General features: G+C 38.1%; 24 protein-coding genes. 14 read left to right on the top strand and 10 right to left on the bottom strand.

Annotated features, from left to right (window positions below; genetic code table 11):
- Positions 1-24: 24 nt before the first annotated feature.
- From H4O18_RS07890 to H4O18_RS07865, 6 genes are all read right to left on the bottom strand, one after another.
- Positions 25-840, bottom strand: a complete 816-nt coding sequence (locus H4O18_RS07890; protein ID WP_187583212.1) for a metallophosphoesterase — start codon at positions 838-840, stop codon at positions 25-27.
- A gap of 138 nt (positions 841-978) precedes the next feature.
- On the bottom strand, positions 979-2,673 hold the full coding sequence (locus tag H4O18_RS07885) for an alpha-amylase family glycosyl hydrolase (protein ID WP_187583210.1): 1,695 nt from the start codon (positions 2,671-2,673) through the stop codon (positions 979-981).
- 141 nt (positions 2,674-2,814) lie between these two features.
- Positions 2,815-3,594, bottom strand: coding sequence for a carboxypeptidase-like regulatory domain-containing protein (locus H4O18_RS07880; protein WP_187583208.1), 780 nt, complete (start codon positions 3,592-3,594; stop codon positions 2,815-2,817).
- Between the two features lie 77 nt (positions 3,595-3,671).
- Positions 3,672-5,474 (bottom strand): DEAD/DEAH box helicase, encoded by a 1,803-nt coding sequence (locus tag H4O18_RS07875; RefSeq protein ID WP_187583206.1) that lies wholly within the window; start codon positions 5,472-5,474, stop codon positions 3,672-3,674.
- A gap of 169 nt (positions 5,475-5,643) precedes the next feature.
- Positions 5,644-6,288 (bottom strand): DUF4337 domain-containing protein, encoded by a 645-nt coding sequence (locus tag H4O18_RS07870; protein WP_187583203.1) that lies wholly within the window; start codon positions 6,286-6,288, stop codon positions 5,644-5,646.
- Positions 6,275-6,865 carry a non-canonical purine NTP diphosphatase gene (locus H4O18_RS07865; protein WP_187583201.1) on the bottom strand — a complete coding sequence of 197 codons (591 nt, stop codon included), beginning with the start codon at positions 6,863-6,865 and terminating at the stop codon, positions 6,275-6,277. Before H4O18_RS07865 ends, H4O18_RS07870 begins: the two co-directional genes overlap by 14 nt.
- 109 nt (positions 6,866-6,974) lie before the next feature.
- Between H4O18_RS07865 and H4O18_RS07860 the strand changes: the two genes are divergently transcribed.
- The 4 genes from H4O18_RS07860 to serA all read left to right on the top strand — a co-directional run bounded on the left by H4O18_RS07860 (position 6,975) and on the right by serA (position 10,861).
- Entirely contained in the window at positions 6,975-7,427 is a 453-nt protein-coding gene (locus H4O18_RS07860) for a methyltransferase family protein (RefSeq protein ID WP_187583199.1), read from the top strand.
- A 76-nt stretch (positions 7,428-7,503) separates the two neighbouring features.
- Positions 7,504-8,115, top strand: a complete 612-nt coding sequence (locus H4O18_RS07855; protein ID WP_187583197.1) for a SatD family protein — start codon at positions 7,504-7,506, stop codon at positions 8,113-8,115.
- A complete protein-coding gene (locus tag H4O18_RS07850) occupies positions 8,112-8,810 on the top strand; it encodes a DUF3307 domain-containing protein (protein ID WP_187583195.1) in 699 nt (232 codons plus the stop codon). Before H4O18_RS07855 ends, H4O18_RS07850 begins: the two co-directional genes overlap by 4 nt.
- A 158-nt stretch (positions 8,811-8,968) precedes the next feature.
- Positions 8,969-10,861: a phosphoglycerate dehydrogenase gene (gene serA, locus H4O18_RS07845; RefSeq protein ID WP_187583193.1), complete on the top strand. Its 1,893-nt coding sequence runs from the start codon at positions 8,969-8,971 to the stop codon at positions 10,859-10,861.
- A 159-nt stretch (positions 10,862-11,020) separates the two neighbouring features.
- Here serA and rlmH read toward each other — a convergent pair whose 3' ends face one another.
- Positions 11,021-11,494 (bottom strand): 23S rRNA (pseudouridine(1915)-N(3))-methyltransferase RlmH, encoded by a 474-nt coding sequence (gene rlmH / locus H4O18_RS07840; RefSeq protein ID WP_187583191.1) that lies wholly within the window; start codon positions 11,492-11,494, stop codon positions 11,021-11,023.
- A 210-nt stretch (positions 11,495-11,704) separates the two neighbouring features.
- On the opposite strand from rlmH, the gene nadC reads away from it, so the two are divergent.
- The 4 genes from nadC to priA are packed head-to-tail and all read left to right on the top strand — an operon-like array spanning position 11,705 to position 16,443.
- Entirely contained in the window at positions 11,705-12,562 is an 858-nt protein-coding gene (nadC, locus tag H4O18_RS07835) for a carboxylating nicotinate-nucleotide diphosphorylase (protein WP_187583189.1), read from the top strand.
- A complete protein-coding gene (locus tag H4O18_RS07830; protein WP_187583187.1) occupies positions 12,563-13,549 on the top strand; it encodes a YihY/virulence factor BrkB family protein in 987 nt (328 codons plus the stop codon).
- Positions 13,524-13,973, top strand: coding sequence for a DUF2147 domain-containing protein (locus H4O18_RS07825; RefSeq protein WP_343065425.1), 450 nt, complete (start codon positions 13,524-13,526; stop codon positions 13,971-13,973). Before H4O18_RS07830 ends, H4O18_RS07825 begins: the two co-directional genes overlap by 26 nt.
- Positions 13,974-13,986: 13 nt before the next feature.
- Positions 13,987-16,443, top strand: a complete 2,457-nt coding sequence (priA, locus tag H4O18_RS07820) for a replication restart helicase PriA (protein ID WP_187583185.1) — start codon at positions 13,987-13,989, stop codon at positions 16,441-16,443.
- Positions 16,444-16,447: 4 nt separating this feature from the next.
- Here the strand turns inward: priA and H4O18_RS07815 are convergent, their stop codons facing one another.
- A complete protein-coding gene (locus tag H4O18_RS07815; RefSeq protein WP_031444569.1) occupies positions 16,448-17,140 on the bottom strand; it encodes a LytR/AlgR family response regulator transcription factor in 693 nt (230 codons plus the stop codon).
- Positions 17,141-17,375: 235 nt separating this feature from the next.
- Between H4O18_RS07815 and rpsF the strand changes: the two genes are divergently transcribed.
- From rpsF to hisS, 5 genes are all read left to right on the top strand, one after another.
- Complete coding sequence (gene rpsF / locus H4O18_RS07810) at positions 17,376-17,714, top strand: 30S ribosomal protein S6 (protein WP_103442173.1); 339 nt, start codon at positions 17,376-17,378, stop codon at positions 17,712-17,714.
- Positions 17,715-17,716: 2 nt separating this feature from the next.
- Positions 17,717-18,016, top strand: coding sequence for a 30S ribosomal protein S18 (gene rpsR, locus H4O18_RS07805; RefSeq protein WP_176225701.1), 300 nt, complete (start codon positions 17,717-17,719; stop codon positions 18,014-18,016).
- Between the two features lie 13 nt (positions 18,017-18,029).
- Positions 18,030-18,485: a 50S ribosomal protein L9 gene (gene rplI, locus H4O18_RS07800; RefSeq protein WP_187583183.1), complete on the top strand. Its 456-nt coding sequence runs from the start codon at positions 18,030-18,032 to the stop codon at positions 18,483-18,485.
- Positions 18,486-18,631: 146 nt separating this feature from the next.
- On the top strand, positions 18,632-19,102 hold the full coding sequence (locus tag H4O18_RS07795; RefSeq protein WP_187583180.1) for a DUF6495 family protein: 471 nt from the start codon (positions 18,632-18,634) through the stop codon (positions 19,100-19,102).
- 64 nt (positions 19,103-19,166) lie between these two features.
- A complete protein-coding gene (gene hisS / locus H4O18_RS07790; protein WP_187583178.1) occupies positions 19,167-20,543 on the top strand; it encodes a histidine--tRNA ligase in 1,377 nt (458 codons plus the stop codon).
- Here the strand turns inward: hisS and H4O18_RS07785 are convergent.
- Together H4O18_RS07785 and H4O18_RS07780 are read right to left on the bottom strand one after the other, a co-directional pair.
- Entirely contained in the window at positions 20,538-21,086 is a 549-nt protein-coding gene (locus H4O18_RS07785; protein WP_187583175.1) for an NUDIX hydrolase, read from the bottom strand. The genes hisS and H4O18_RS07785 overlap by 6 nt on opposite strands.
- 78 nt (positions 21,087-21,164) lie before the next feature.
- Complete coding sequence (locus tag H4O18_RS07780; RefSeq protein ID WP_187583173.1) at positions 21,165-22,253, bottom strand: M42 family metallopeptidase; 1,089 nt, start codon at positions 22,251-22,253, stop codon at positions 21,165-21,167.
- Positions 22,254-22,361: 108 nt separating this feature from the next.
- On the opposite strand from H4O18_RS07780, the gene H4O18_RS07775 reads away from it, so the two are divergent.
- Entirely contained in the window at positions 22,362-23,048 is a 687-nt protein-coding gene (locus H4O18_RS07775) for a DUF4294 domain-containing protein (RefSeq protein ID WP_187583171.1), read from the top strand.
- The last annotated feature ends 643 nt before the right edge of the window (positions 23,049-23,691 follow it).

Genomic DNA, 23,691 nt, shown 5'->3' with positions numbered 1-23,691 from the left:
GCACTCCATTCCCAAACTTAACAATTAGATATAGAAAATACTTGCTTCGGCCATAGCTCCAAAACGTATAGGTAGTTTGGTCGTCCCAACTCCTTTGGATACATACATTTTTGAAATTTCGTTGTTGTACCAACCTTTAACATATATTCCACTCCCAAATGGTGTGAAGAAGGGTTCTCCAAAAAAGGTAATCTGCCCCCCATGGGTATGCCCAGCTAATATAAGGTCAGGTTTAATATTTAAAGGTAAGCTTAACCGATCTATTTCTTCTCTATAAACAGGACAATGATTAAGTACTACAGTGGTCAATGATTTGTTTACTCCTTCGGTAGCTTTTAGAAAATCAGGTTCACCATGTACGTAGTCGTCTAATCCGATAATGTTAATTTTCCTGTTGTTTATTTTGAGCAAGTACGCTTCGTTAATGAGTAAAATTCCATTATGATTTGCGTAAACTTTTCTTAACTTTTGTAAATCTACCCTGTCAGAAGATTCCTTATTGCCTAAGATGGTAACCTTTGGTATTTTGATATCAATTAAGCTTAAAAAATCTTGTAAAACGGTTAGGTATTTGTTTCGTTCAACTGAGTCCCCAGTAAAAAAAATGACATCAGGTTGTTCCTCGTTAATTCGCTTGGCAATGGATGCATGCACCGATTTTATACTTCGCAAATGTAGGTCGGTCAAGTGAATCGCCTTGATTTTTTTAGGTCCTGATTCGGAAATGTCGTGCTCGGTCCATTCAATAAAATAGGTTTCCAACCAGAAGGAATCAAGCACCAGAAAACTAATGGTACCTAAAAATAGTTTTAGGATAAATTGCCTTCTATTCAGCTTCATTTAAATTCTATTGTAATCATTATTTAACCCTAAAAGGGAAGTGCACGAAATTAGGGAACATATTTAGAAATTATATTGTAAAAAAGTTAAAATGACTGGTGTCGGGGTAAAAGAAATTAGTTTAGGCTATAGTAAATCCTAGTTTTTGGCCATTTCCAATAATGCGATGTCATAGTCGTTATCCAGTACCGCCTTGCCCTTGTCTACGGTGATATAGGTTTCTGAAAAAGCATCAAAGAGTTTTGTACCATCTCCAAAAAAGTCTTTCACCCATAGGGACTTTTTACCTTTTGGCAACTCTAGTCCAACTACCACTTTATCCTTGAAATCCCCTTTTACATAGGTTCTTCCAAAAACATATGGCTGCTTGGAAAGTCTTTGGTGCACGCCAGCCCCAATTGCGGTGTGATCGTTTCTGAATTTTCCAAGTTTTTGCCAATATGCCAGTACTTTATTGCTATTGGAAATACTGTCCAAATCCTCCCAATTCATAAATGACCTATGGGTAGCATCGCCCTGGGCCCCTTCAACGGTCAAACTTCTATTGGTCTCATCCCCGTAATAGATTTGCGAGGCTCCGGGAGTCAGTAATAGTATATTTGCCGATCTGTATGGGTTTTGTCTTTCCTTGTCATACGGAGTAGCATCATCGTGGGAAGTAAGATAGTTAACAACACTCTTGCCTTCCAATTTAGTGTGTAACAAGTGACTATATTTTTTAAATATAGTTTCATAATCCTTTTTGGCATCATCCTTTAATTCGAAATTAATCAGACTATGAAACCCATAATCGAAATAATCTACTTTTTTGTCCCCAAAATCATATTCACGACCGGCTGATACGCCGTAACCATATACCTCGCCTACCATATAAAAAGGGTTGTCGTCCAACACTTCCTCAGGATGTTTCTTTTTCCAAGTATTAAAAGCGTAGGAGGCTTCGCTGTATAATTCTTTCCAGGACTTTTCGTCCACATGTTTGGCAGTATCTACCCTAAAACCATCTATGCCAAGGTCATTTACATAGTCGGTGAGCCATTTAATAATATAAAAACGGGGAGCTCTAGGGTATTTTGTGCGATTAAAAAAAACCTGCAATTCGTCAAGTTCGTTACTTAAACGACCTTCTTCCTTCCATTTGGCCAAAAGGGCATCGGGAAGTTCAATGGCATTGTCCGATTCCGTATTAATATCTGGTAGGTTCTCGACCAATGTACAATTGGTTGTTGTTTCGTAATTGGTGTACTCACAAACTGGTCCTGTACGCACCCATTCTTTTGGCCATACTGGGTCCATGTCCGTAACCGGTCCTGTATGGTTGAGCACAATATCCATTAATATTCTGATGCCCTTTTCATGTGCGGTCCTGACCAGGATTTCCAAATCTTTTTTAGTTCCGAAATTGGGGTCCAAGGCTGTCCAATCCTTTGCCCAATAGCCATGATAGCCGTATGTACTTCCTGTTCCTTCGTCCACATTGTCATGGACCTGCTCTACAACTGGAGTAAACCAAATTGCATTAATGCCCAAATCTGTAAAATATCCCTCGTTTATTTTATTGGTAATTCCTTGTATATCACCACCCATAAATCCCCTGAGTAAGGCAGTTTCCTTTGTTCTGTTCAGAGTAATATCATTTAGGGTATCACCGTTATAGAAACGATCGGTAAGTAGAAAGTATATATTGGCTGCATCCCAAACAAAAGGTGGGTACAACTGCGGTTTCTGGGAAAGTTCAATAATCGTTTCGCTTTCCTTTACAACTTCATTTTTATTTTTTTTGCAGGAAAAAATGATCGACAGAAATACGACAATTAAAAGTCCCTTTTTCATTAACGTCATTTTTGTTTAAAGCTATAAAATGATCATGGGATAATAAAATATTTTAAGCTAAACCTCGGGCACCGAACAATTGAAAATATTGTTTTGGGTAGATGAAGAGGAGCCTAACCATAAGGAAGGAACTGCCCTGGGTTACCGTTTCCTATTCAAAACTTTATATTCTTCGTAACAACTGCTAATAGCATCCAAGATTTGAAGATCATTGGCCGTAGTTATGAAAGATCTGGAATAATTGCAATTATTTAGAATGTCCTCAATATCTACCTTTTCCAATTGAAGTAACTCCATTAAGGTCTCCCTATCAAATTTTGAGGCCAAAAGATCTCTAATTCTATCGTCTTCCTTCATCTGTCTTAGCTTGCGCATTTGATTGGGTTTCTTTCCGAACAAATTCCGTAGCAGATCGGCGGGATTAAGTATGGCACCCAGCACTTTGGTAACTGCACTTGGATTTTTGTTGCCACCTTCATAACCAACAGATAGTCCAGAAATACTATATTGGAATGCATTGTTCAGGGGTAAGTTCTTTACATCAATTTCCAAATAGCCGGTTAGAGAGTAGGGTCTAACAATGACCTCTTCCAGAGCGTATGCCAATTCCGTTAAGGATATTTTTGTTCCCTTAAATTTGAACATATCATTGGTAACCCTAACTTTTTGGGATTTAAAACCCAAAAAAGAAAAGTAAAGTGTGTCGTTGACTTTCGCAGGAATTTCGAACTCTCCCTTTTCATTGGAAATTGTTCCTACTACCTGATTCAGGTTCACCACATGCACACTTTCCATAGGCTGGTCAGTTTGGGCATTGAGAATTACTGCTTTTAATTGCTTTACCTCTTCTTCATTTTTGTCCACTTGTGAATATCCATAGGAGATAAATAAGAGGGATATGGCCAATAAATAATTTTTCATTAAATAATTTCGCTGATTATAATTGGTAAACTAACTAAAAAAATACGCCGAAGCGTATTTTTTTAATATAGAATTAACTAATAGGAATCACTTTTTCGTTTAGTTCTCCTTTTTCCAGAACTACTGGATGAGCCTCCTTTAGAGTCACTTCTATCCCTTCTTCTTCCTTTGTTTCTATCATTGTCTCTGGAATAACTTCCGCCACCACTACGGCTTCTGTCTCGTCTTCCTCGGCCACCGCCGCCACCGCCGCCGCCAGGATTTTTCGATACTTCTACGTTTACAAACCTTCCGTCAACCTTAAATTCGGTAAAAGTCTTTAAAATTGCTTCCGTAGCGGATGCATCTGTGTTAAAGAAAGAAAAGCTGTCCTTTACATCTACTTTAAAGACATCATCCTTACCTAGATTAACCGTATCTCTTAGGAAATCCTTTAAAGTCATCCAATCATAACCATCTTTTTCTCCAACATTGATAAAATATCTAACGTTGCCATCAGCTGGGATTCTACTATCACCGTCTCTTGATCTTCCTCTTTCACCACGATCTCCCGAATCTGAAGTGCTTAGATCTTTGGTTTTATTGTAGTAATTAAAGAATCGGGTAAATTCTACCGAGATTATTTTTTTGATAAGTTCTTCGCGATCTATGCCTTGAAGAACATCATTAATAGCAGGTAAATAGTTGTCTACTTCCTCGTTAATTTTTGTATCCTTAATTTTATTGGCCAAATGGTAAAGCTGTATTTCACAGATTTCCATTCCGGTAGGAATTTTTTTGGAAATAAAAGCTTGTTGAATTTTATTTTCAATGGCCTTAATTTTCCTAAGTTCACTTTTGGTGACTATTACCATGGAAATTCCAGATTTCCCGGCTCTTCCTGTACGTCCACTACGGTGGGTATAGGTTTCTATTTCATCAGGTAGTTGATAATTGATTACATGCGTTATATCGTCAACATCAATACCACGGGCGGCAACGTCAGTTGCAACCAACATTTGTATTTGTTTCTTACGGAATGAATTCATTACCAAATCCCTTTGGTTTTGACTTAAGTCCCCGTGAAGTGCACCGGCGTTGTAACCGTCTTCTATCAATTTTTCAGCCACCTTTTGGGTGTCTCTTTTTGTTCTACAGAAAATAACCGAGAATATGTCGGGATTGGTATCTGCCAGTCTTTTCAGGGCAGGGTAACGATCTCGGCCACCAACCACATAGTATTCGTGTTGTACCGTGGTTGCCCCTGAATTTTTTGTCCCAACTGTAATTTCTTGAGGACTGTGCATAAATTTCTTGGCAATTACTGAAACCTCTCTGGGCATGGTCGCAGAAAACAACCAAGTCGACTTTTCTTTTGGAGTGTTGGAAAGAATATCCTTAATATCCTCCATAAAGCCCATATTCAGCATTTCATCTGCCTCATCAAGGATACAATAATCTATTTTGGAGATATCCACCAAGCCACGACCAATCATGTCTTTCATTCTACCTGGAGTAGCCACAACTATTTGGGCACCTCTTTTTATTTGTCTGGCCTGATCGGTAATACTGGCACCACCATAGATTGCAACAACATTGACTCCTTTTTCGTACTTGGAATATAATGTAAGTTCATTGGTGATCTGCAAGCAAAGTTCCCTGGTAGGGGATAGGATCAACCCTTGGGTGGTCCTACTTTCGCTATCAATTTTTTGAATAAGTGGAAATCCAAAGGCTGCGGTTTTACCTGTACCTGTTTGGGCCAAAGCCACTAAATCAGTTTCGCTTTCCAATAAGATAGGAATAGCTTTTTCTTGTACTTCTGAAGGCGATTCAAATCCTAAATCAGAAATAGCATTTAATAGGGACTGTTTAAGCCCTAATGCTTCAAATTTTGTCATAATATGTTTTAAATAATCGCAAATATGTATGTTGCATAGAGCGATTATTTTTATAACCTATTTAGACTCAGGGCAACACATGCTATACCAGCGGCGTTAATTGAAGCGGCAAAGGTACTGTTAATTTTTCAATTAAAATATTTTATTTTGCACCAGTGTTTTAAACGTTTTACGGGGCCAAGGTAAATCCGTATACGGAAATCATAATTCCGATGGCACCAAATATCAACATTAGGGCAATGAAGTTTTTTTGTAATTTTTTGTTGTCATGGATTATGATACAAACGGCGCCCAATACAATACAAATTTGAAAAAATAATTTTCCCAGGTCGAATTTTTGGGTGGCCGAGTCGTATTCTTGTGTCAGCTTTTCCCATTCATTTATCCCTATGATTTTCCCCATTTCTCCGTCGAGGTCTTGAGACCAATGTTCTCTTGGAACATTGGATGAGCCTACAAGTATCTCAGTTTTTTCCGCTTCATATTTTAATACCATGCTTTTTGTCTGGGCTATTTTGGTTTTAAAATTCTTAATTTTATCCTCGGGTATTATTCCTGTTTCCGTCAAGGCGTTCAAATAATCCAGTTCACTTTCCTTTAAACTTTGTTTTATACTTTTGGATTGGTACCAATTGGAGTAGTTTACAAATTGGCTGTGGGCAACCATCATCTCCTCTTCCAGATTATTGTTGACAAGTTCCGCAATGGCCAATAAGGCCACAAATACAGCAATCAGAATACCTCCAACGGTCTCTGTACGTTCCAATATTCTAGGAGTTGTTGTAGGTGTTTCCTCGGATTTATTTGATGGCATGATTGTGGTTTTTAAAAAATGCTAGTAATTCTTGTATTGCTTTTCCCCGGTGACTTATTTTGTTTTTGACCGAAATAGGTAATTCGGCAAAAGTTTTATCATACCCCTTTGGCATAAAAATGGGGTCGTATCCAAAACCTTTTCCACCTTTTTTTTGGGTTGTTATTACTCCTTGCACAATTCCTTTGAAAAGCAATTGTTCGTTTTTAAGGTTTAGGGCGATTACGGTTTTAAAGTGTGCCGATCTGTTGGTTTGGTTGTCTAATTGGAGCAATAATTTGTCCATATTGTCATCGGCATTTTTTTGTTCGCCAGCATATCGTGCGGAATATACCCCTGGCGCTCCCTCCAGGGCATCCACTAAAAGTCCGGTGTCGTCGGCAAAACATGGGTAGCCATAATTTTCGGTGACAAAATTGGCCTTTATGATAGCATTGCCTTCCAAATTGGTTGCGGTTTCCGGAATTTCATCCATACAACCAATGTCCTCTAAAGACAGTAGCTCTATTTCCTTCGGGAATAAAACTTGCACCTCTTTTAGTTTGTTTCTGTTATGTGTCGCAAATACCAATTGCATTCAATGTGATTTTTATTGTTTTTTAAATTCCGGGCTGATTATCTTTTGGGGCATATTAATTTAGAATGTCTAAAAGTAGTAATTTTATTGCCTTATCATTTTATATTTTATGAAGTTAAAAATACCGCCCATTTTAGTCACTTTCCTGTTCGCGTTGTTTATGTACCTATTGGCCGAGTATTTGCCAGTGGGTTATTTTGAATTTTTTGGTAGATATTACTTAATGTATTTGCTTTGTTTTCTTGCATTTTTAATTGGGATTGTTTCACTGTTTCAATTTTTTAGGGCTAAGACCAGTATAGATCCGCTAGCGCCAGCTAAGGTTTCCAGATTGGTTACCAGTGGCCTGTATCAGTACTCCAGAAATCCGATGTATTTGGCCTTGTTGCTTCTTCTTTTGGCTTGGGGCTTGTACTTGGGCAATGCCTTTAATACTCTTTTGGCGGCGGGGTTTGTATTTTATATGAATACCTTTCAGATTATACCAGAAGAGGAAGTGCTGACGAATAAATTTGGTAAGGAGTTTCTAAAGTATTGTGTAATGGTTCGCCGTTGGTTTTAATAAGCTATTTAACTTATAATTAATTTATATTAGTATATTAGCTTATATTTTAATATATTAGCGTTTTAACTTATATATGATAGCTATAATTACAGGGGACATTATTAATTCTGACCGCTATGCGGCCTCGGAATGGATGGGTATTCTAAAGCCATATCTTGGACTCCAAGGGGGAACACCTATGGATTGGGAGATTTATAGGGGAGATGAATTTCAAATAAGAACAACTCCGGAAAGGGCCTTGCAAATGGCGATTCGGATTAAGGCTATCATTAAATCCATTAATAAGTTGGATGTAAGAATGGGTATAGGTCTGGGTTCTGAAACCTTCGTAGGTGGGAGTGTGAGCCAATCCAACGGCAAGGCCTATCAACGTTCCGGACGAATTTTTGAAACCTTAAAAGAACAAAAGCTCAATTTGGCCATTGTAACAGGGGATGATGATAGGGATGAAACCCTAAACCTAATGTTGAAGCTTGCTTTGAATTTTATGGACGATTGGTCTACTGTTTCTGCGCAGATGGTAAGTTTATCGTTGGAAAAACCAAACGTTTCCCAACAAGAGGTTGCGGATCAATTAAAGATAAGGCAATCGGCTGTAAGTCAGCGCTTAAAGCGCGCGAGGATGGATTTGGTCTTGGATTTATTGGCGTATTATGAAGGAAATCTAAAACATATTAAAGAATGATATTGTTCACCAAACTCTTGTTGGCACACCTTCTGGGAGATTATATTTTTCAACCCACTAAATGGGTAGTGCATAAAGAGGCCAATATGATAGCTTCTAAATACTTATACCTGCACATATTGATTCATTTTGCTGTTACCATGCTGCTCTTGTGGGACTTGAAATTATGGTGGTGGGTAGTAATAATAGCAGTGTCACATTATTTTATCGATCTATCAAAAATATTTGCCAATCCCTATTTTAAGAATAAATCCATTCCATTTTTTATAGACCAGGCATTACATCTTATTGTACTTTATTGCTGTGCGTTTAATTCTGATTTATTAGGAAATACCATAGGTCTTTTTAAAGAAATAAATTGGCCTTTGGTTACCGCAGTAGTATTTGTAAGTTATCCAGCCTCGATTATAATGGCCAAATTATTGGAAGGTATGTCGGACAGAATTGAGCTAGACCATAAATCCCTCCCCAATGCGGGAAAGTACATTGGGATAATTGAGCGTTTGTTCGTATTGGTCTTTATTATTTTAGGAAGATGGGAGGCTATTGGTTTATTGATAACCGCCAAATCGGTTTTTAGGTTTAATGACCTTAAGGAGAGTAATTCCAGAAAACTTACGGAATATATTTTAATAGGTACCTTATTGAGTTTTGGACTTGCAATTCTAGCGGGATTAATTTATCTCGGTACCTAAGGGAAGGTGAATTTTATCAATTTGTCAATTTTAAAGGCGTATAAAAATCAAATTCTTATATATTAAGGCAAAAATCCGAGGGTCGATTACTTTTCTACTCAAGAATAGGAAGTTGGATAAAATTTATTCATACTTTTGCCCCTTAAAATTCAGATTCAATGGTTGCGGCAGGCAGAAAATATGTGTTTGATTTTGATAGTACCCTAACTAGGGTAGAGGCGCTGGACGTTTTAGCTGAAATTACGCTAGAAGGAAGGTCGGATAAGGATGATATTATTCGGGAAATTCAGAAAATAACCAATTTGGGCATCGATGGGGATATTTCCTTTACCCAATCTTTGGAAAAACGAATTAAATTATTAAACGCCCATAAAGACGATTTGGACAATTTGGTTCAACTTCTTCGTCAAAAGATATCCAAGTCAATAGAATCCAATAAGGAATTTTTTCATAATTATTCAGATGATATTTATATCATTTCCTGTGGATTTAAGGAATTTATAGATCCCATAGTTGCAGAATACAATATTCCCGCCGATCGAGTTTATGCAAATACATTTAAATTTGACGAAAACGGAAAAATAATTGGATTTGACGAGGATAATGTTTTAGCCTTGCACAACGGTAAAATTGCCTGTTTAAAAAACTTGGATCTACAAGGGGAAGTACAGGTAATTGGAGACGGTTATAGTGACTATGTAATGCGCGAAGCGGGTATAGCGGATAAATTTTTCGCATATACCGAAAATGTGCATAGAGAAAAGGCTGCGAGAAACGCAGACTATATTACACCTAATTTAGATGAATTTTTATTTGTGAACAAGTTGCCAAGAAAGATATCCTACCCAAAGAATAGAATTAAGATTTTATTGCTGGAAAATGTCCATCAAAATGCCTTTGATACCCTTTCTGAGGAAGGGTTTTCCGTAGAGCTGTTAAAACATAGTTTAACGGAAGAAGAGCTGATCGAAAAAATAAAAGGAGTGCATGTCCTAGGAATACGTTCCAAGACGCAGGTTACCAAAAATGTGTTGGCCGCGGCCGACAAGTTAATGGTAGTTGGAGCCTTTTGTATCGGTACTACCCAAATAGACCTGGATGCCTGCAAGAAGAAGGGAGTCGTTGTGTTTAACGCACCTTATAGCAATACAAGGTCGGTTGTTGAACTGGCTATTGGGGAGATCATTATGTTAATGAGGAGCATATTTCCACGTAGTACTGAAATCCATGATGGTCAATGGAATAAAACCGCTGCCAATTCAAAAGAGGTAAGGGGTAAAAATCTTGGAATTGTAGGGTACGGGAATATTGGAAAGCAATTGTCAGTACTGGCCGAAGCCTTGGGCATGCGTGTTTATTACTATGACGTAGGTGATCAATTGGCTTTAGGTAACGCTACTAAATGCAGTACTTTGGAAGATTTGTTAAATGTTTCGGATGTAGTTACCTTACATATTGATGATAATAAGGCCAACAAGAATTTTATAGGGGAAAGGGAAATTAACCAAATGAAGGATGGTGCATTATTTGTAAATCTTTCAAGAGGATTTGTAGTGGATATTGAGGCCTTGGCAAATGCACTGAAAAGTGGAAAACTTGCTGGAGCTGCAATAGATGTTTTTCCAGAAGAGCCAAGAAGTAATGGCGAGTTTTTAACCGAACTCAAAGGTTTGGAAAATGTTATTTTAACCCCGCACATTGGCGGAAGTACAGAGGAAGCACAACGTGATATTGCCGATTTTGTACCTAGCAAAATAATGGATTATATAAATTCGGGGAATACTGTTGATGCTGTCAACTTTCCAAATATTAGACTGCCCAAACAGAACAATGCCCATCGTTTTCTGCATATTCATAAGAATGTTCCAGGGGTTATGGCGAAGATCAACGAGGTTTTGGCCCGTTACGATATGAATATTTCTGGTCAGTATCTTTCCACGGATAATGAAGTGGGATATGTAATTTCGGATTTGGACAAAGAATATAACAAGGATGTGTTAAAAGCCCTTAAGAAAATAGACAATACTATTAAATTCAGGGTTTTGTATTAGAATGAAACTGTTAATCATAACTTCAAAACTGTCTGAAGTTTACTTTTAGGCAGTTTTTTTTATGCCTTTCAATTTATAGATTTAGGAAACCAGACTTGGGGACGGTTAATTAAAAGCGATGTTTGATAAATTAGTTTTCTTTTTTTCAATCGCTTTTTGCTATTGATGGTGGTAGGGTTCATTTCTTAATATAGTGAAGGCTCTGTACAATTGTTCTACCATAAATAATCGAACCATTTGATGTGAAAATGTCATCTTTGATAGACTGATCTTGTTACGCGATTTTTGATACACGGCTTCACTAAAACCATAAGGCCCGCCAACAACAAAAACGAGCTGCTTTAAACCAGAATTCATGTTTTTTTGGAGGTATTCAGAGAATTCCACAGAGGTTTTCTGTTTACCATTTTCATCCAGTAGTACCAGCAAATCTGTTGGGTTAAGCTTATTTAAAATAGCATCGCCCTCTTTTTCCTTTTGTTGCTTTTCCGATAGATTTTTGGTATTCTTGATATCGGGGATTATTTCCAATTCAAACTTTATATAGTGCTTTAATCTATTTTGATATTCCTCAATTAATTGATTTAATTGAACACTATCTGTTTTCCCTAGTACTAGTAGTTTTATGGTCATAGGGCAAATGTAATATGCAATTCTTTAATTGCAAAAAGAAGCTTCAGCCCATAAAATGGCAAATCCTTGAAAATTACAGTTTTAATTGGGAATAGTATGTAAAGTATCGTCTTGGAGGTCTATTTTATTTATTTCATTTCGTCCCACAATGAGAAAACAAAGGAGGAATTGGACAAACATTTTAGTAAATTAGCAAGGAAAAATAATTGCATGATTTCAGAAGAACAATTTAAAACAGAACTTGATCTTATTATAACTAATGCCATACGGGAAGATGTGGGTGACGGGGACCATAGTTCCCTGGCGTGTATTCCGGCCTCTGCAACTGGCAAAGCCAAGCTGTTGGTGAAGGACGATGGTATTATTGCAGGGGTAAATTTCGCAAAACAGGTCTTTCAATACGTTGATAAGAACTTAGAGGTGGAAGTGCTTATTAATGATGGGACTTCGGTAAAATTTGGGGATATTGTTTTCTATGTGTCCGGAAGTTCACAGAGTATTTTAAAAGCAGAGAGATTGGTTTTAAATGCTATGCAGAGAATGAGCGCAATTGCCACCAAAACCAACTATTTTGTAAAACTTTTACAGGGAACCGACACCAAAATATTGGATACCCGTAAGACTACACCGGGGATAAGGGCACTTGAAAAGTGGGCCGTTAAAATTGGTGGTGGTGAAAATCACAGATTTGCACTGTATGATATGGTCATGTTAAAGGATAATCATATCGATTTTGCCGGCGGCATAACCAAGGCCATTGAGAAAACACAGAAATATTTAAAGGACAAGAATCTGGATTTAAAGATAATTGTGGAAGCTAGGAATCTAAATGAGGTAGAGATTATTTTGAAATCCAACGGAATTTATAGAATTCTATTGGATAACTTTAGCTTTGAGGATACCCAAAAAGCTGTAAAAATGATCGGTGATCAATGTCTAACGGAATCTTCTGGTGGAATAAATGAGGAGACAATAAGGAAATATGCGGAATGTGGGGTAGATTTTATCTCCTCGGGGGCCCTGACCCATTCTATTTACAATATGGACCTTAGTCTTAAAGCGGTATAGATGTCCTTGGAAATTGAAAGTAAACTAGAGAAGATCCCCATTGTAAATTGGATAGTGGGTTTAATGAAAAAAGTTAAGTTGCCTGCTTTTGAGGGACTTTCTTTTTATGACCTCATGGAGATGTATTTAATGGGGATAGTAAAGGGGGCTCTATCTACACGAGCAAGTTCCATAGCCTTTAGTCTGTTTTTGGCCTTGTTCCCATTTCTGATTTTTTTGGTGACTTTAATCCCGTTTATTATTCCCTATATTTCCATTGAAAATTCCAATTTCGATACGGAATTCTTAATTTTCCTGGAATCATTTTTGCCTACAGCTACGGGTGAATATTTTAGTGAAATATACTTGCAGATAAGTGAACAGGAAAGGGGGGATGTGCTGTCATCGGCCATCGCTTTTATTACTTCCATTTTTTTAATGGCCAACGGGGTAAACGCCATTTTTGGTGGATTTGAAAATTCTTATCATGTGAGTCTCAACCGCAATATATTTAAACAGTATGGCTATGCCTTGATGGTAGGTTTGATGTTGTCTATCCTGCTCTTGTTTGGGGCTGTTATATTTGTTTATTTCGAGGCATATGTGCTTATTGGCCTACATGATATAACCCATAGGGGAATGGAATTGGAGGTGGATGAAAGTGAATTTCTTTTGGTGCAATGGGGTAAGTTTTTATTTTTAGGAGTGCTGGCCTATTTTACAACGGCAATTTTATATTATTTTGGAACCAAAGAGGGAAAGCAGGCCAGGTTTTTTTCCGCTGGAGCTTTGATGACCACCTTACTTTTTATATTGACTTCTTACTTATTCGGGGTATATGTTGAGAAATTTGCCAGATATAACGAATTGTATGGTGCTTTGGGCGGATTGTTGATATTATTGGTCTTTATTTGGTTAAATTCCAATATCTTGCTACTGGGCTTTGAATTAAATGCCTCATTAAACTCATTACGAAAAAAATATGAAAAACATGATGGAAGTGAATAGGTGGGCAATGTGTTGTGTTTTGGTGCTTTTTTCAATGTGCTGTTCGGCACAGAGCATTTTCGGAAAATGGAAGACGATAGATGATAGGACGGGAAATCCCAAGGCTATTATTAGTATTTATGAGGAAGATGGACTTATGTACGGTCATGTGGTGGAGATTCTGGAAGAAGGCCGGGAAAATGCCGTATGCGAGAAATGTGATGGAGACAAAAAAGATCAACCAATTGTGGGCATGAAAATTATTGAGGATGTGGAACACATCGGAAATGGGGAATGGAAAGGAAAAACATTGTTCGATCCGGAACAGGCAATGACGTTTAGGTGCAAGTTGTGGCTTAACCCTGATAATCCTGATGAATTAAAGGTTAGAGGGTATCTGGCATTCATTTATCGCACCCAGACTTGGATAAGGGTGGAAGGATAGAAGTTAAGGGAATATGCAGGATTTTATCAATGTTATTTTACCTATTCCTATAGAAAAACTCTTTACCTATAAGGTTTCCGAGGAAGAGGTGAAAGTTTTAAAACCGGGAATGCGGGTTGCCGTTCCTTTTGGAACGTCAAAAATTTATACTGCACTGGTGTTCGAAATTCACAACACCGCTCCTACCGTCTATGAGGCCAAGGGGATAGATCAAGTTTTGGACGAATACCCTTTGGTAACTATCATTCAACTTAAATTTTGGCAATGGTTGGCCCAATATTATATGTGCTCCATAGGGGAAGTTTTCCGCTCTGCAGTACCAAGTGCATTTTTGTTGGAAAGTGAAACCTTGATACTTAAGAACGACGGTGCAATTATAGAGGAAAACGATTTGCTGGATGATGAATTTATGGTTTTTGAGGCATTGCAGCACCAATCAATACTTCGAGTTCAGGAAATAAGCGATATTCTCGACAAAAAGAATATCATCCCTGTATTAAATAGATTGCTCAAAAAGAATATCATCCTTCTCAAGGAAGAAATGTTTGAGCAATACAAGCCAAAATTGGTCCGATATGTTCAATTGGGAAAAAACCATAGGTCGGAAGAAAATTTGGAAGTCCTGTTAAATAGCCTAACCAGGGCACCTAAACAAAGTCAAGTTGTACTCTCGCTGTTTCAATTACAGGCCATGACCAAAAAGCCTGTAAAAGTGAGCGATTTGGAAAAGGCGAGCAATAGTAGCAGTGCTATCATTAAGACCTTGATAGATAAGGGTATTTTAGAAGAGCATTTTGTGCAAACGGATAGGGTGGTTTATGAGGGGGAAGATGATGGTATAAATTTAAAATCCTTAAACGAATATCAGCTTTCTGCATTTGGGGATATAAAGGCATCTTTTGAAGACAACAAGGTAGTGCTTTTACACGGCGTAACTTCTTCGGGGAAAACGGAGGTATATGTTAAGTTAATTGAGGAGTATTTAAGTAAAGGTAAGCAAGCGCTCTATCTACTTCCTGAAATTGCGCTTACTACACAATTGATATCTCGATTGCAGGCCTACTTTGGTGAAAAAGTGGCTGTTTACCATTCCAAATATAATGTACAGGAGAGGGTGGAGGTTTGGAATAATGTACTGGAAAACAAACCAAAAGCACAGATTGTTATAGGGGCCAGATCGGCCCTGTTTTTACCCTTTAAAGAACTGGGATTGGTGATAGTGGACGAGGAACATGAAAGTTCTTTTAAGCAATATGATCCAGCGCCCAGATATCACGCGCGGGACGGTGCCATTGTTTTGGGAAATTTGCATGGAAGTGATATTCTATTGGGATCGGCCACACCTAGCGTGGAAAGTTTTTATAATGTGAAGACCACCAAATATGGCTATGCCAGGATAGATAGAAGATATGGCAATGTGCTTATGCCGGACATGGAATTGGTAGATATAAAGGAGCAATCTCGAAAAAAAAGGATGAAAGGACATTTTTCTGAGCGACTTCTGAAAGAAATTGCTGAAACCTTGGAAAACGGAGAGCAGGTTATTCTATTTCAAAACCGAAGGGGATTTGCACCAATAATGGAGTGTACTACATGTGGTCATGCCCCTCAATGTCCAAATTGCGATGTAAGCTTAACGTATCATCAACATAGGAAGCAATTACGTTGTCATTATTGTAGCTATCACATAGCCCTGCAGACAAGCTGCCAGGCCTGTGGGAATGCTACTTTGGATACCAAAGGTTTCGGAACTGAACAAGTGGAACAGGAATTAAACCATTTGTTCCCTAAAGCTAATGTTGGAAGAATGGATTTGGATACCACTCGGGGGAAACATGGTTATGAGAAAATCATCACCTCTTTTGAACAACAGGAAATCGACATTCTTGTAGGAACCCAAATGCTTACCAAGGGGTTGGATTTTAGGAATGTAAATCTCGTAGGAATAATGAATGCAGATTCATTATTGAACTTTCCCGATTTTAGGGCCCACGAAAGAAGTTTTCAGTTGCTTACCCAAGTGGCCGGTAGGGCAGGTAGAACCAAGAAAAGGGGTAAGGTTATAATTCAGAGCTATAATCCAAATCACAGGATATTACAGCAAGTGACGACTAGTGACTATGATGGGATGTTTATGGAACAGATTTATGAACGTGAACAGTATAAATATCCCCCAATAAACAGAATTATTAAAATTACTTTTAAGCATAAGGATTACAACAAACTCAATGAAGCCTCGGAATGGTTCGCCAAATCGTTAAAGAATATTTTTGGAGAAAACGTATTGGGCCCCGAATATCCGCCTGTGGCAAGAATAAGGAATCAGTATATCAAAAACGTTATTATCAAGATAGGGGGAAATTTCTCTTTGGTCAAAACAAAAAATAGCATTAAAAGAATTGAAAAATCCTTTAATGCTATCTCTTATTACAGAGGTGTTCGGGTAATCTACAACGTAGATCACATTTAATTACCTAAAAATTATTGAGGGCCTCTGCCAATTCGGTTTTCTTATTTCTACTTAAAGGTATTTGTTTTCCGCTAACTTCTACATTTTTGCTATTAAACTTCTCCACTTTTTCCAAGTTAACAATATAGGATTTGTGAATTCTTAAAAACTTATCTTCAGGCAACTGTTTTTCAAAGGATTTCATTGTTGATAAAATTACGATATTTGCCTCATCCGTAACTAATTTTATATAGTCGCCCAAAGCTTCAATCCATTTTATCTCGTTTAATATAACCTTTCTTTTCTTCAGGTTGCTCTTAACAAAGATATGTTCTTCATCCTCTGTTACCTTATTTATTTGTTCATATTTAGCAACGGCTCTCTTAACAGAGGCGTCAAAACGTGATAAGGTAATAGGTTTGTGAAGGTAATCTGTTACATCGTAATCAAATGCCTTAAGGGCATAATCAGGTTTACCTGTAATTAAAATTACCTGAGGGCTGTTATCTAGGGACTCTAATAGGTCGAATCCGGTGATAATTGGCATCTCTACATCTAGGAAAATTAAATCAATTTCATTGTTTTTGATGCCGTTCTTGGCTTCAATGGCATTACTGTACTCAGCTACCAAAGCCAGATTCGGATGGTTGTTCACCAGTTTGGCAACTGCCATCCGCTGCATGGACGAGTCGTCCACGATAATGCTTCTTAATTTCATAAATGGTTGATTTGTGGGGTTAAATCATCGACAAAGTACTTAAAAATCACGCTGATGCACAACAAAAGTTGTAAACATTGCAGTAATTGTTGTGTAAATGGCAATGACCATAGTTTTAATTGTTTTTGGTTAAGTTCAATATTATGTTTGTTCTAGGTATAACGAAGATTTTTCCATTTTCTTGTGATATGAGTAAAAAATAATTACTTTTGCACACTTAAAAAATTTTAAACATATGAACAATTACGAAACTGTTTTCATTTTAAATCCCGTTCTATCTGATGTTCAGATAGAGGAAACAGTTAAGAAATTCGAGGATTTCTTAATTAACAAAGGTGCCAAAATGGTAGCCAAAGAAAACTGGGGGCTTAAGAAATTGGCCTATCCTATCCAACACAAGAAAAGTGGTTTTTACCATTTGTTCGAGTTTACAGCTGAAGGCGACGTTGTTGCCCCTTATGAATTGGAATTCAGAAGGGACGAACGCATTATGCGTTGTCTAACTGTGAAATTAGACAAGCATGCCGTATCATGGGCAGAGAGAAGAAGAACAAAGTTAAAAGCTAAAGCGTAAGGATTATGGCATCAATAGAACAACAAGCGAAAGGTAAAAAAGACGGAGAGATCAGATATCTTACTCCTCTTAATATAGAGACGAATACCCAAAAGAAATATTGTCGTTTCAAAAAATCAGGTATTAAGTATGTAGATTACAAAGATCCTGATTTTTTAATAAAGTTGGTAAACGAGCAAGGTAAATTGCTTCCAAGAAGACTTACAGGTACTTCCTTGAAATATCAGCGTAAAGTGGCTGTTGCTGTAAAAAGAGCACGTCATTTAGCTTTAATGCCATATGTTGGCGATTTATTAAAATAAAAAGAAACGGACGATGGAACTTATATTAAAGGAAGACGTACAAAACTTAGGTTTTAAAGATGATTTGGTGAAAGTAAAGAATGGTTTTGGTAGAAATTACCTTATACCTAGAGGATTGGCCTCATTAGCTACACCATCTGCCAAGAAAGTATTGGCCGAAAATTTAAAACAAAGAGCTCACAAAGAGAAGAAAATTGTTGATGCTGCCAATAAGACTGCAGAAGCAATTAAGCAATTGGAAATCAAGATTGCTGCAAAAGCTGGTGCTGGAGATAAATTATTTGGATCTATTACTAATATAGATTTGGCCGATGCTTTGGAAAAAGCTGGACATTCTTTGGATAGAAAATATATTTCTATACAAGGTGGTGCTGTTAAAAGGACTGGTCCTTACAATGCTCAAATAAGATTGCACAGAGATGTGGTAGTCGATTTCCCATTTGAAGTAGTTGCAGAGGCAAAAGGATAATACTATTATATTGATTTATTTGAAAGGCCGCATTTATGTGGCCTTTTTTATGTTAATGATGTTAAAGGAGCGGCCTTTTAATCTTACACTAAGCCAAGAATGGCAATGGATATTGATGTAAGCCGTATTTGAAATTCAGTGGCAAAATGAAATACACAAGACTAACAAGACAACAACTGGAAGAGTTGCACCAGGAATTCATTAATTTTTTGGCTACCCAATCCATTACAGGAGACGAATGGGATACGCTAAAGAAAGAAAAACCGGAAGTAGCGGAGGAGGAACTTGATATTTTTAGCGATTTAATTTGGGAAGGTGTTTTGTCCAAGGTGAAGTATTTGGAAAATATCTCTGCCCAACACATGCATTTATTCCATACCGAAGAAAAGGAAATGAAGCTTATCTCGGTAAAGGTGATGAATCCTGAAATAGATCTAACTACCAAAGAGGGCTTTTCTTGGTTCAGAAAAAATTATCAATCAGATTTTGTGGAATACCTAACAGCTTCCAAGGCCTATACTGCAGATAAAAACTTGGATAAGTTTAATTTAATAAAGCAGGGAGCTGTAATCACCAAAGGAGAACTATACCAGTGGTTCGAGGATTTAATAGGTTAATTATACCTATTCCCTAATAAGCAAAGTTTCACAATCCCTTATATTTACAACAGAATTAAAAATAATGGCACAAAAACCATCCATACCTAAAGGAACCAGGGATTTTTCCCCATCCGAAGTCAATAAGAGAAATTATATTTTCGATGTGGCAAAAAAGCATTTTCAAATTTTCGGTTTTCAACCCATTGAAACTCCGTCCTTTGAAAACTCTGAAACCCTAATGGGGAAATATGGAGACGAAGGGGATCGACTGATCTTTAAAATTCTTAATTCTGGGGATTTTTTGAATAAGGTGAATGATGAGTTGTATTCCGCTAAGGATTCGATCGCCTTGACTTCAAAGATATCAGAAAAAGCTTTGCGGTACGATCTTACTGTCCCCTTTGCCCGTTATGTGGTAATGCACCAAAATGAAATCGACTTTCCTTTTAAAAGATATCAGATCCAGCCTGTATGGCGTGCCGATAGACCTCAAAAAGGTCGTTTTCGAGAATTTTTCCAGTGCGATGCCGACGTAGTAGGTTCAGATTCCCTTTTGCAGGAAGTAGAATTGGTGCAGTTGTACGATGCCGTATTTACGGACTTAAAGCTGGAAGGGGTAACCATTAAACTGAACAATAGGAAAATATTGGCGGGAATTGCCGAAGTAATAGGGGAACGCGATAAACTAATCGACTTTACAGTCGCCCTTGATAAGTTGGACAAGATCGGGATAGACGGTGTATCCAAAGAAATGCGGGAAAAAGGCATTTCTGATGCGGCCATTGAAAAGGCGGCACCTTTATTTGCACTAAGTGGAAGTAACTTGGGGCAGCTTTCGGTTTTAAGTAATTTGTTAAAGGATTCCGAGGAAGGAAGTAAAGGAGTAGGGGAGCTAAGGTTTATAATTGAAACCTTGGAGGAGCTAGGTTTGCAATCCGCAAATCTAAAAATAGATGTTACTTTGGCAAGGGGGCTTAATTACTATACCGGGGCCATATTTGAAGTAGCTGCGCCAGAAGGCGTAAGCATGGGGTCTATCGGCGGCGGTGGTCGTTATGATGACCTTACCGGAATCTTCGGTCTAAAAGATGTTAGTGGCGTAGGTATATCCTTTGGCCTGGATCGCATTTATTTGGTCCTGGAGGAACTGGGGCTTTTTCCAGAAGCCATTGATCAATCCTTACAGGTACTTTGCGTAAATTTTGGGGATAAGGAAGCGTTGACCTCCTTGAAACTTGTTAATCGACTTAGGAAGGCCGGTGTAAAATGTGACTTGTATCCCTCAAGTGCCAAGATGCAGAAACAGATGAAATATGCCAATAATAGGAATGTTCCTTTTGTTGTCTTGATTGGGGAACAGGAATTGAGCAGCAATTCCTTTGTGGTTAAGGATATGGTCAAAGGGGGGCAGGAAACCTATAGCCTGGATAGGCTAGAGGAGTTTTTGAACAATTTATAGCCTTTTTTGTATGGCATTTAGCACGGTTTCATAGTATTCCATTTCGTAAGGCACGTATTTCTTGGAATTCACATTGCTTTCCAATTCCTTTTGGAACGAGGTCAATGTAATTAGGGCTAGATCGTCCACTTCGCTTTCTTGCATTTTAAGCGCTGAAAAGGGTGTTTTTAGTTCACTTAAAAAAGTATGGTGGAATTCGCAGTCCAATAAATCTTTATGATGTTGGTAGCTGTATTTGTATACTCCTAGTTTGTATAGTTCGTTTTCCGTAATGTCAAGACCGATCTCCTCCTTTACTTCCCTAATGGCAGATTCCATTACATCCTCACCGGCACCAATATGTCCTGCTACCGAAACATCCCAAAGTCCTGGATGGGTGTCTTTATTTTTGGCCCGTTGCTGAATCAAGACTTCCCCATTTTTAGTATATAGCCAAACATGGATACTAGGGTGAAAAATCCCCCTCTTATGTGCTTCGGATTTCATGATGGAATTACCCGTGTAATTTCCATCGGTATCCAATATGTCTATCAATTCGTCCATAATCAAGCAATATTTTAAATGAGTAGCAAATGATCTAAAATAAAAAATCCCCCCTAAAAGGGAGGATTCTGAAAAAGACTATTCAAAATAACTAAAAGTTTCCCCTTCTTTTATGTTCAATAAAGATTCGTAGATCAATCGAATAACATTTTCTACATCATCCTTATGAACCGTTTCTACTGTGGTGTGCATATATCTTAGGGGTAGGGATATTAAAACAGAAGCCACCCCGCCATTGCTATAGGCAAAGGCATCGGTATCCGTACCGGTATATCTTGAAGCGGCCATGCGCTGAAAAGGAATCTTGTTGGCTTCCGCAGTTTCAATAATTCGTTCCCGAAGTTTGTTTTGTACCGCAGGGGCGTAAGAAATAACAGGACCAGCACCAATCATGGTATGTCCTTGTTTCTTTTTCTCGATCATGGGTGTAGTAGTGTCATGGCAAACGTCTGTTACTATCGCAATGTTCGGTTTTATGGTTTGGGTAATCATTTCAGCACCTTTTAGTCCAATTTCTTCTTGTACTGCATTGGTAATATATAGCCCAAACGGTAATTTCTTTTTGTTTTCCTTAAGTAGTCTCGCTACTTCGGCAATCATAAAACCACCAACACGGTTGTCTATGGCTCTACAAACAAATTTGTTCTCATTTAGGACCTGAAAGGTATCCGGATAGGTAATAACGCATCCAACGTGTACGCCAAGTTTTTCTACTTCGGCCTTGTCTTTGGCACCTATATCAATAAAAATATTGTCCAATTTAGGGGGTTCTTCTTTGGAGCTGTCCCTGGTATGTATGGCTGGCCATCCAAATATTCCCTTTACGATTCCATTTTTGGTGTGTATATTGACCCATTTGGAAGGTGCAATTTGATGATCGCTACCTCCATTACGGATAACATATATTAATCCTTCATCAGTAATGTAGTTTACATACCACGATATTTCATCAGAATGGCCCTCTATGACCACCTTGTATTTGGCATCGGGATTTATAACGCCCACTGCGGTACCGTATGTATCGGTAATAAAAGTATCCACATATGGTTTCAGATACTCCATCCATAATTTTTGCCCTTCCCATTCGTAACCTGTGGGGGAGGCATTGTTTAAATATTTTTCTAAAAAATCCATGGATTTTTTGGTAAGAATCTTTTTTGCGCTCATATACGTATATGTATTTTGAATACAAACTTAACAATATTCACTTTTATTTAATAGCAAGCTCCTTTCTTTATCATTAATTTTGGCAAGGCTTTTGTATTTTAAGGTTCAATGAGAAAAAGATTATTGGTAATACTTTATGGGATAATGGGATTTGTTGGTCTGGCACAGGTTCCGGAAGAAACATTGGATTCCTTGGCCCAGCAATATATTATAATGGAAGGCGACTCAGTTCTCCAAAGCTCTATAGCGTTAAATGAGGTCTATGTATTTGGTAGGCTTAAATTCTCTTCCTATAACGATAAGTTGCGCTATTATATATTAAGGAGAAAAACCATGAAGGTGTATCCTTATGCCAAATTGGCTGCCGAGAGGTTGGTGGAATTAAATGATAGTTTGGAACATATAAAGAAGAATTCGCACAAAAGAAGGTTTACGCGCAAGGTTCAAAAATTTATTGAGGACGAATTTTCCGAGGAATTAAAAAAATTAACACGTACCGAAGGACAAATTTTGGTAAAGTTGATCTATAGGCAGACGGGGATTACGGCTTTTGATCTGGTAAAAGAGTTGCGAAGTGGCTGGCGTGCCTTTTGGTACAATACCACCGCCAAAATGTTCAGCATTAGTATTAAGGAAGAATTTCACCCTGATCAGGTGCATGAGGATTACCTTATAGAGGATATTCTGCAACGGGCCTTTGCGGATTTCAGTTTGGAACGGCAGCCTTCCGTTTTGGAATACGATTACGCTACACTAACCAATATTTGGAAAGACCAGAATAGGTCCAAGGAGTAGGGGCAAGGAACTCTCTATGTTTTCAAGAACAATTTTAATGTAATGTATTGTGCGCTTCCTCCATATGTATGGCCGGTTGCTCTGCTGTATCCCTTGTTTTGCTCCGGCGGTGCCGCTCCGCTGCCTGCCTCCGGCAGGCGGGCCCGGCGGGTGGCCGTGTAATTTTAACGTGCCGTTGTTTTGCGGTTATGGGAAAAAGCGTTAAATTGTTTTCCCTTTTCGGGGGCCGTGCCCTGTTGCAAGATGCTTGTTGACAGCGGGTTGTGCGGTGCCCTTGAAAAAAGGCAAAAAAAGTTTCAGAAAATCCTTGTGGATTTAAAAAAGGGTGGTAGATTTGCACCCCGCTAACGAAGCAATGTCGGAGTCGGCGGAAAGGGTGTTCGGAGCGCCACGTTCATATGTTCTGTGTTTTGATGACCGCCGGGAAAAAGAAAAAATAATTTTTTTTCAAAAAAGCTTGTCGGATTAAAAAAAAGGCTGTACATTTGCAGCCGCTTTGGGAAACAGGGCGAACGAAAAAAGAGTAAAAAGTTCATTGATATATTGTAAAGACAGCGCACCATATTTCCGGGAACGGGGATATGGTGCAGAAAAAGAAATCGAAAGAACGGGCCGGGAAGATATCTCATATGGTTGATCGAAG

This window comes from Arenibacter arenosicollis (assembly GCF_014397245.1).
Lineage (GTDB): Bacteria > Bacteroidota > Bacteroidia > Flavobacteriales > Flavobacteriaceae > Arenibacter > Arenibacter arenosicollis.
This window is presented reverse-complemented; position numbering and strand designations above follow the sequence as displayed.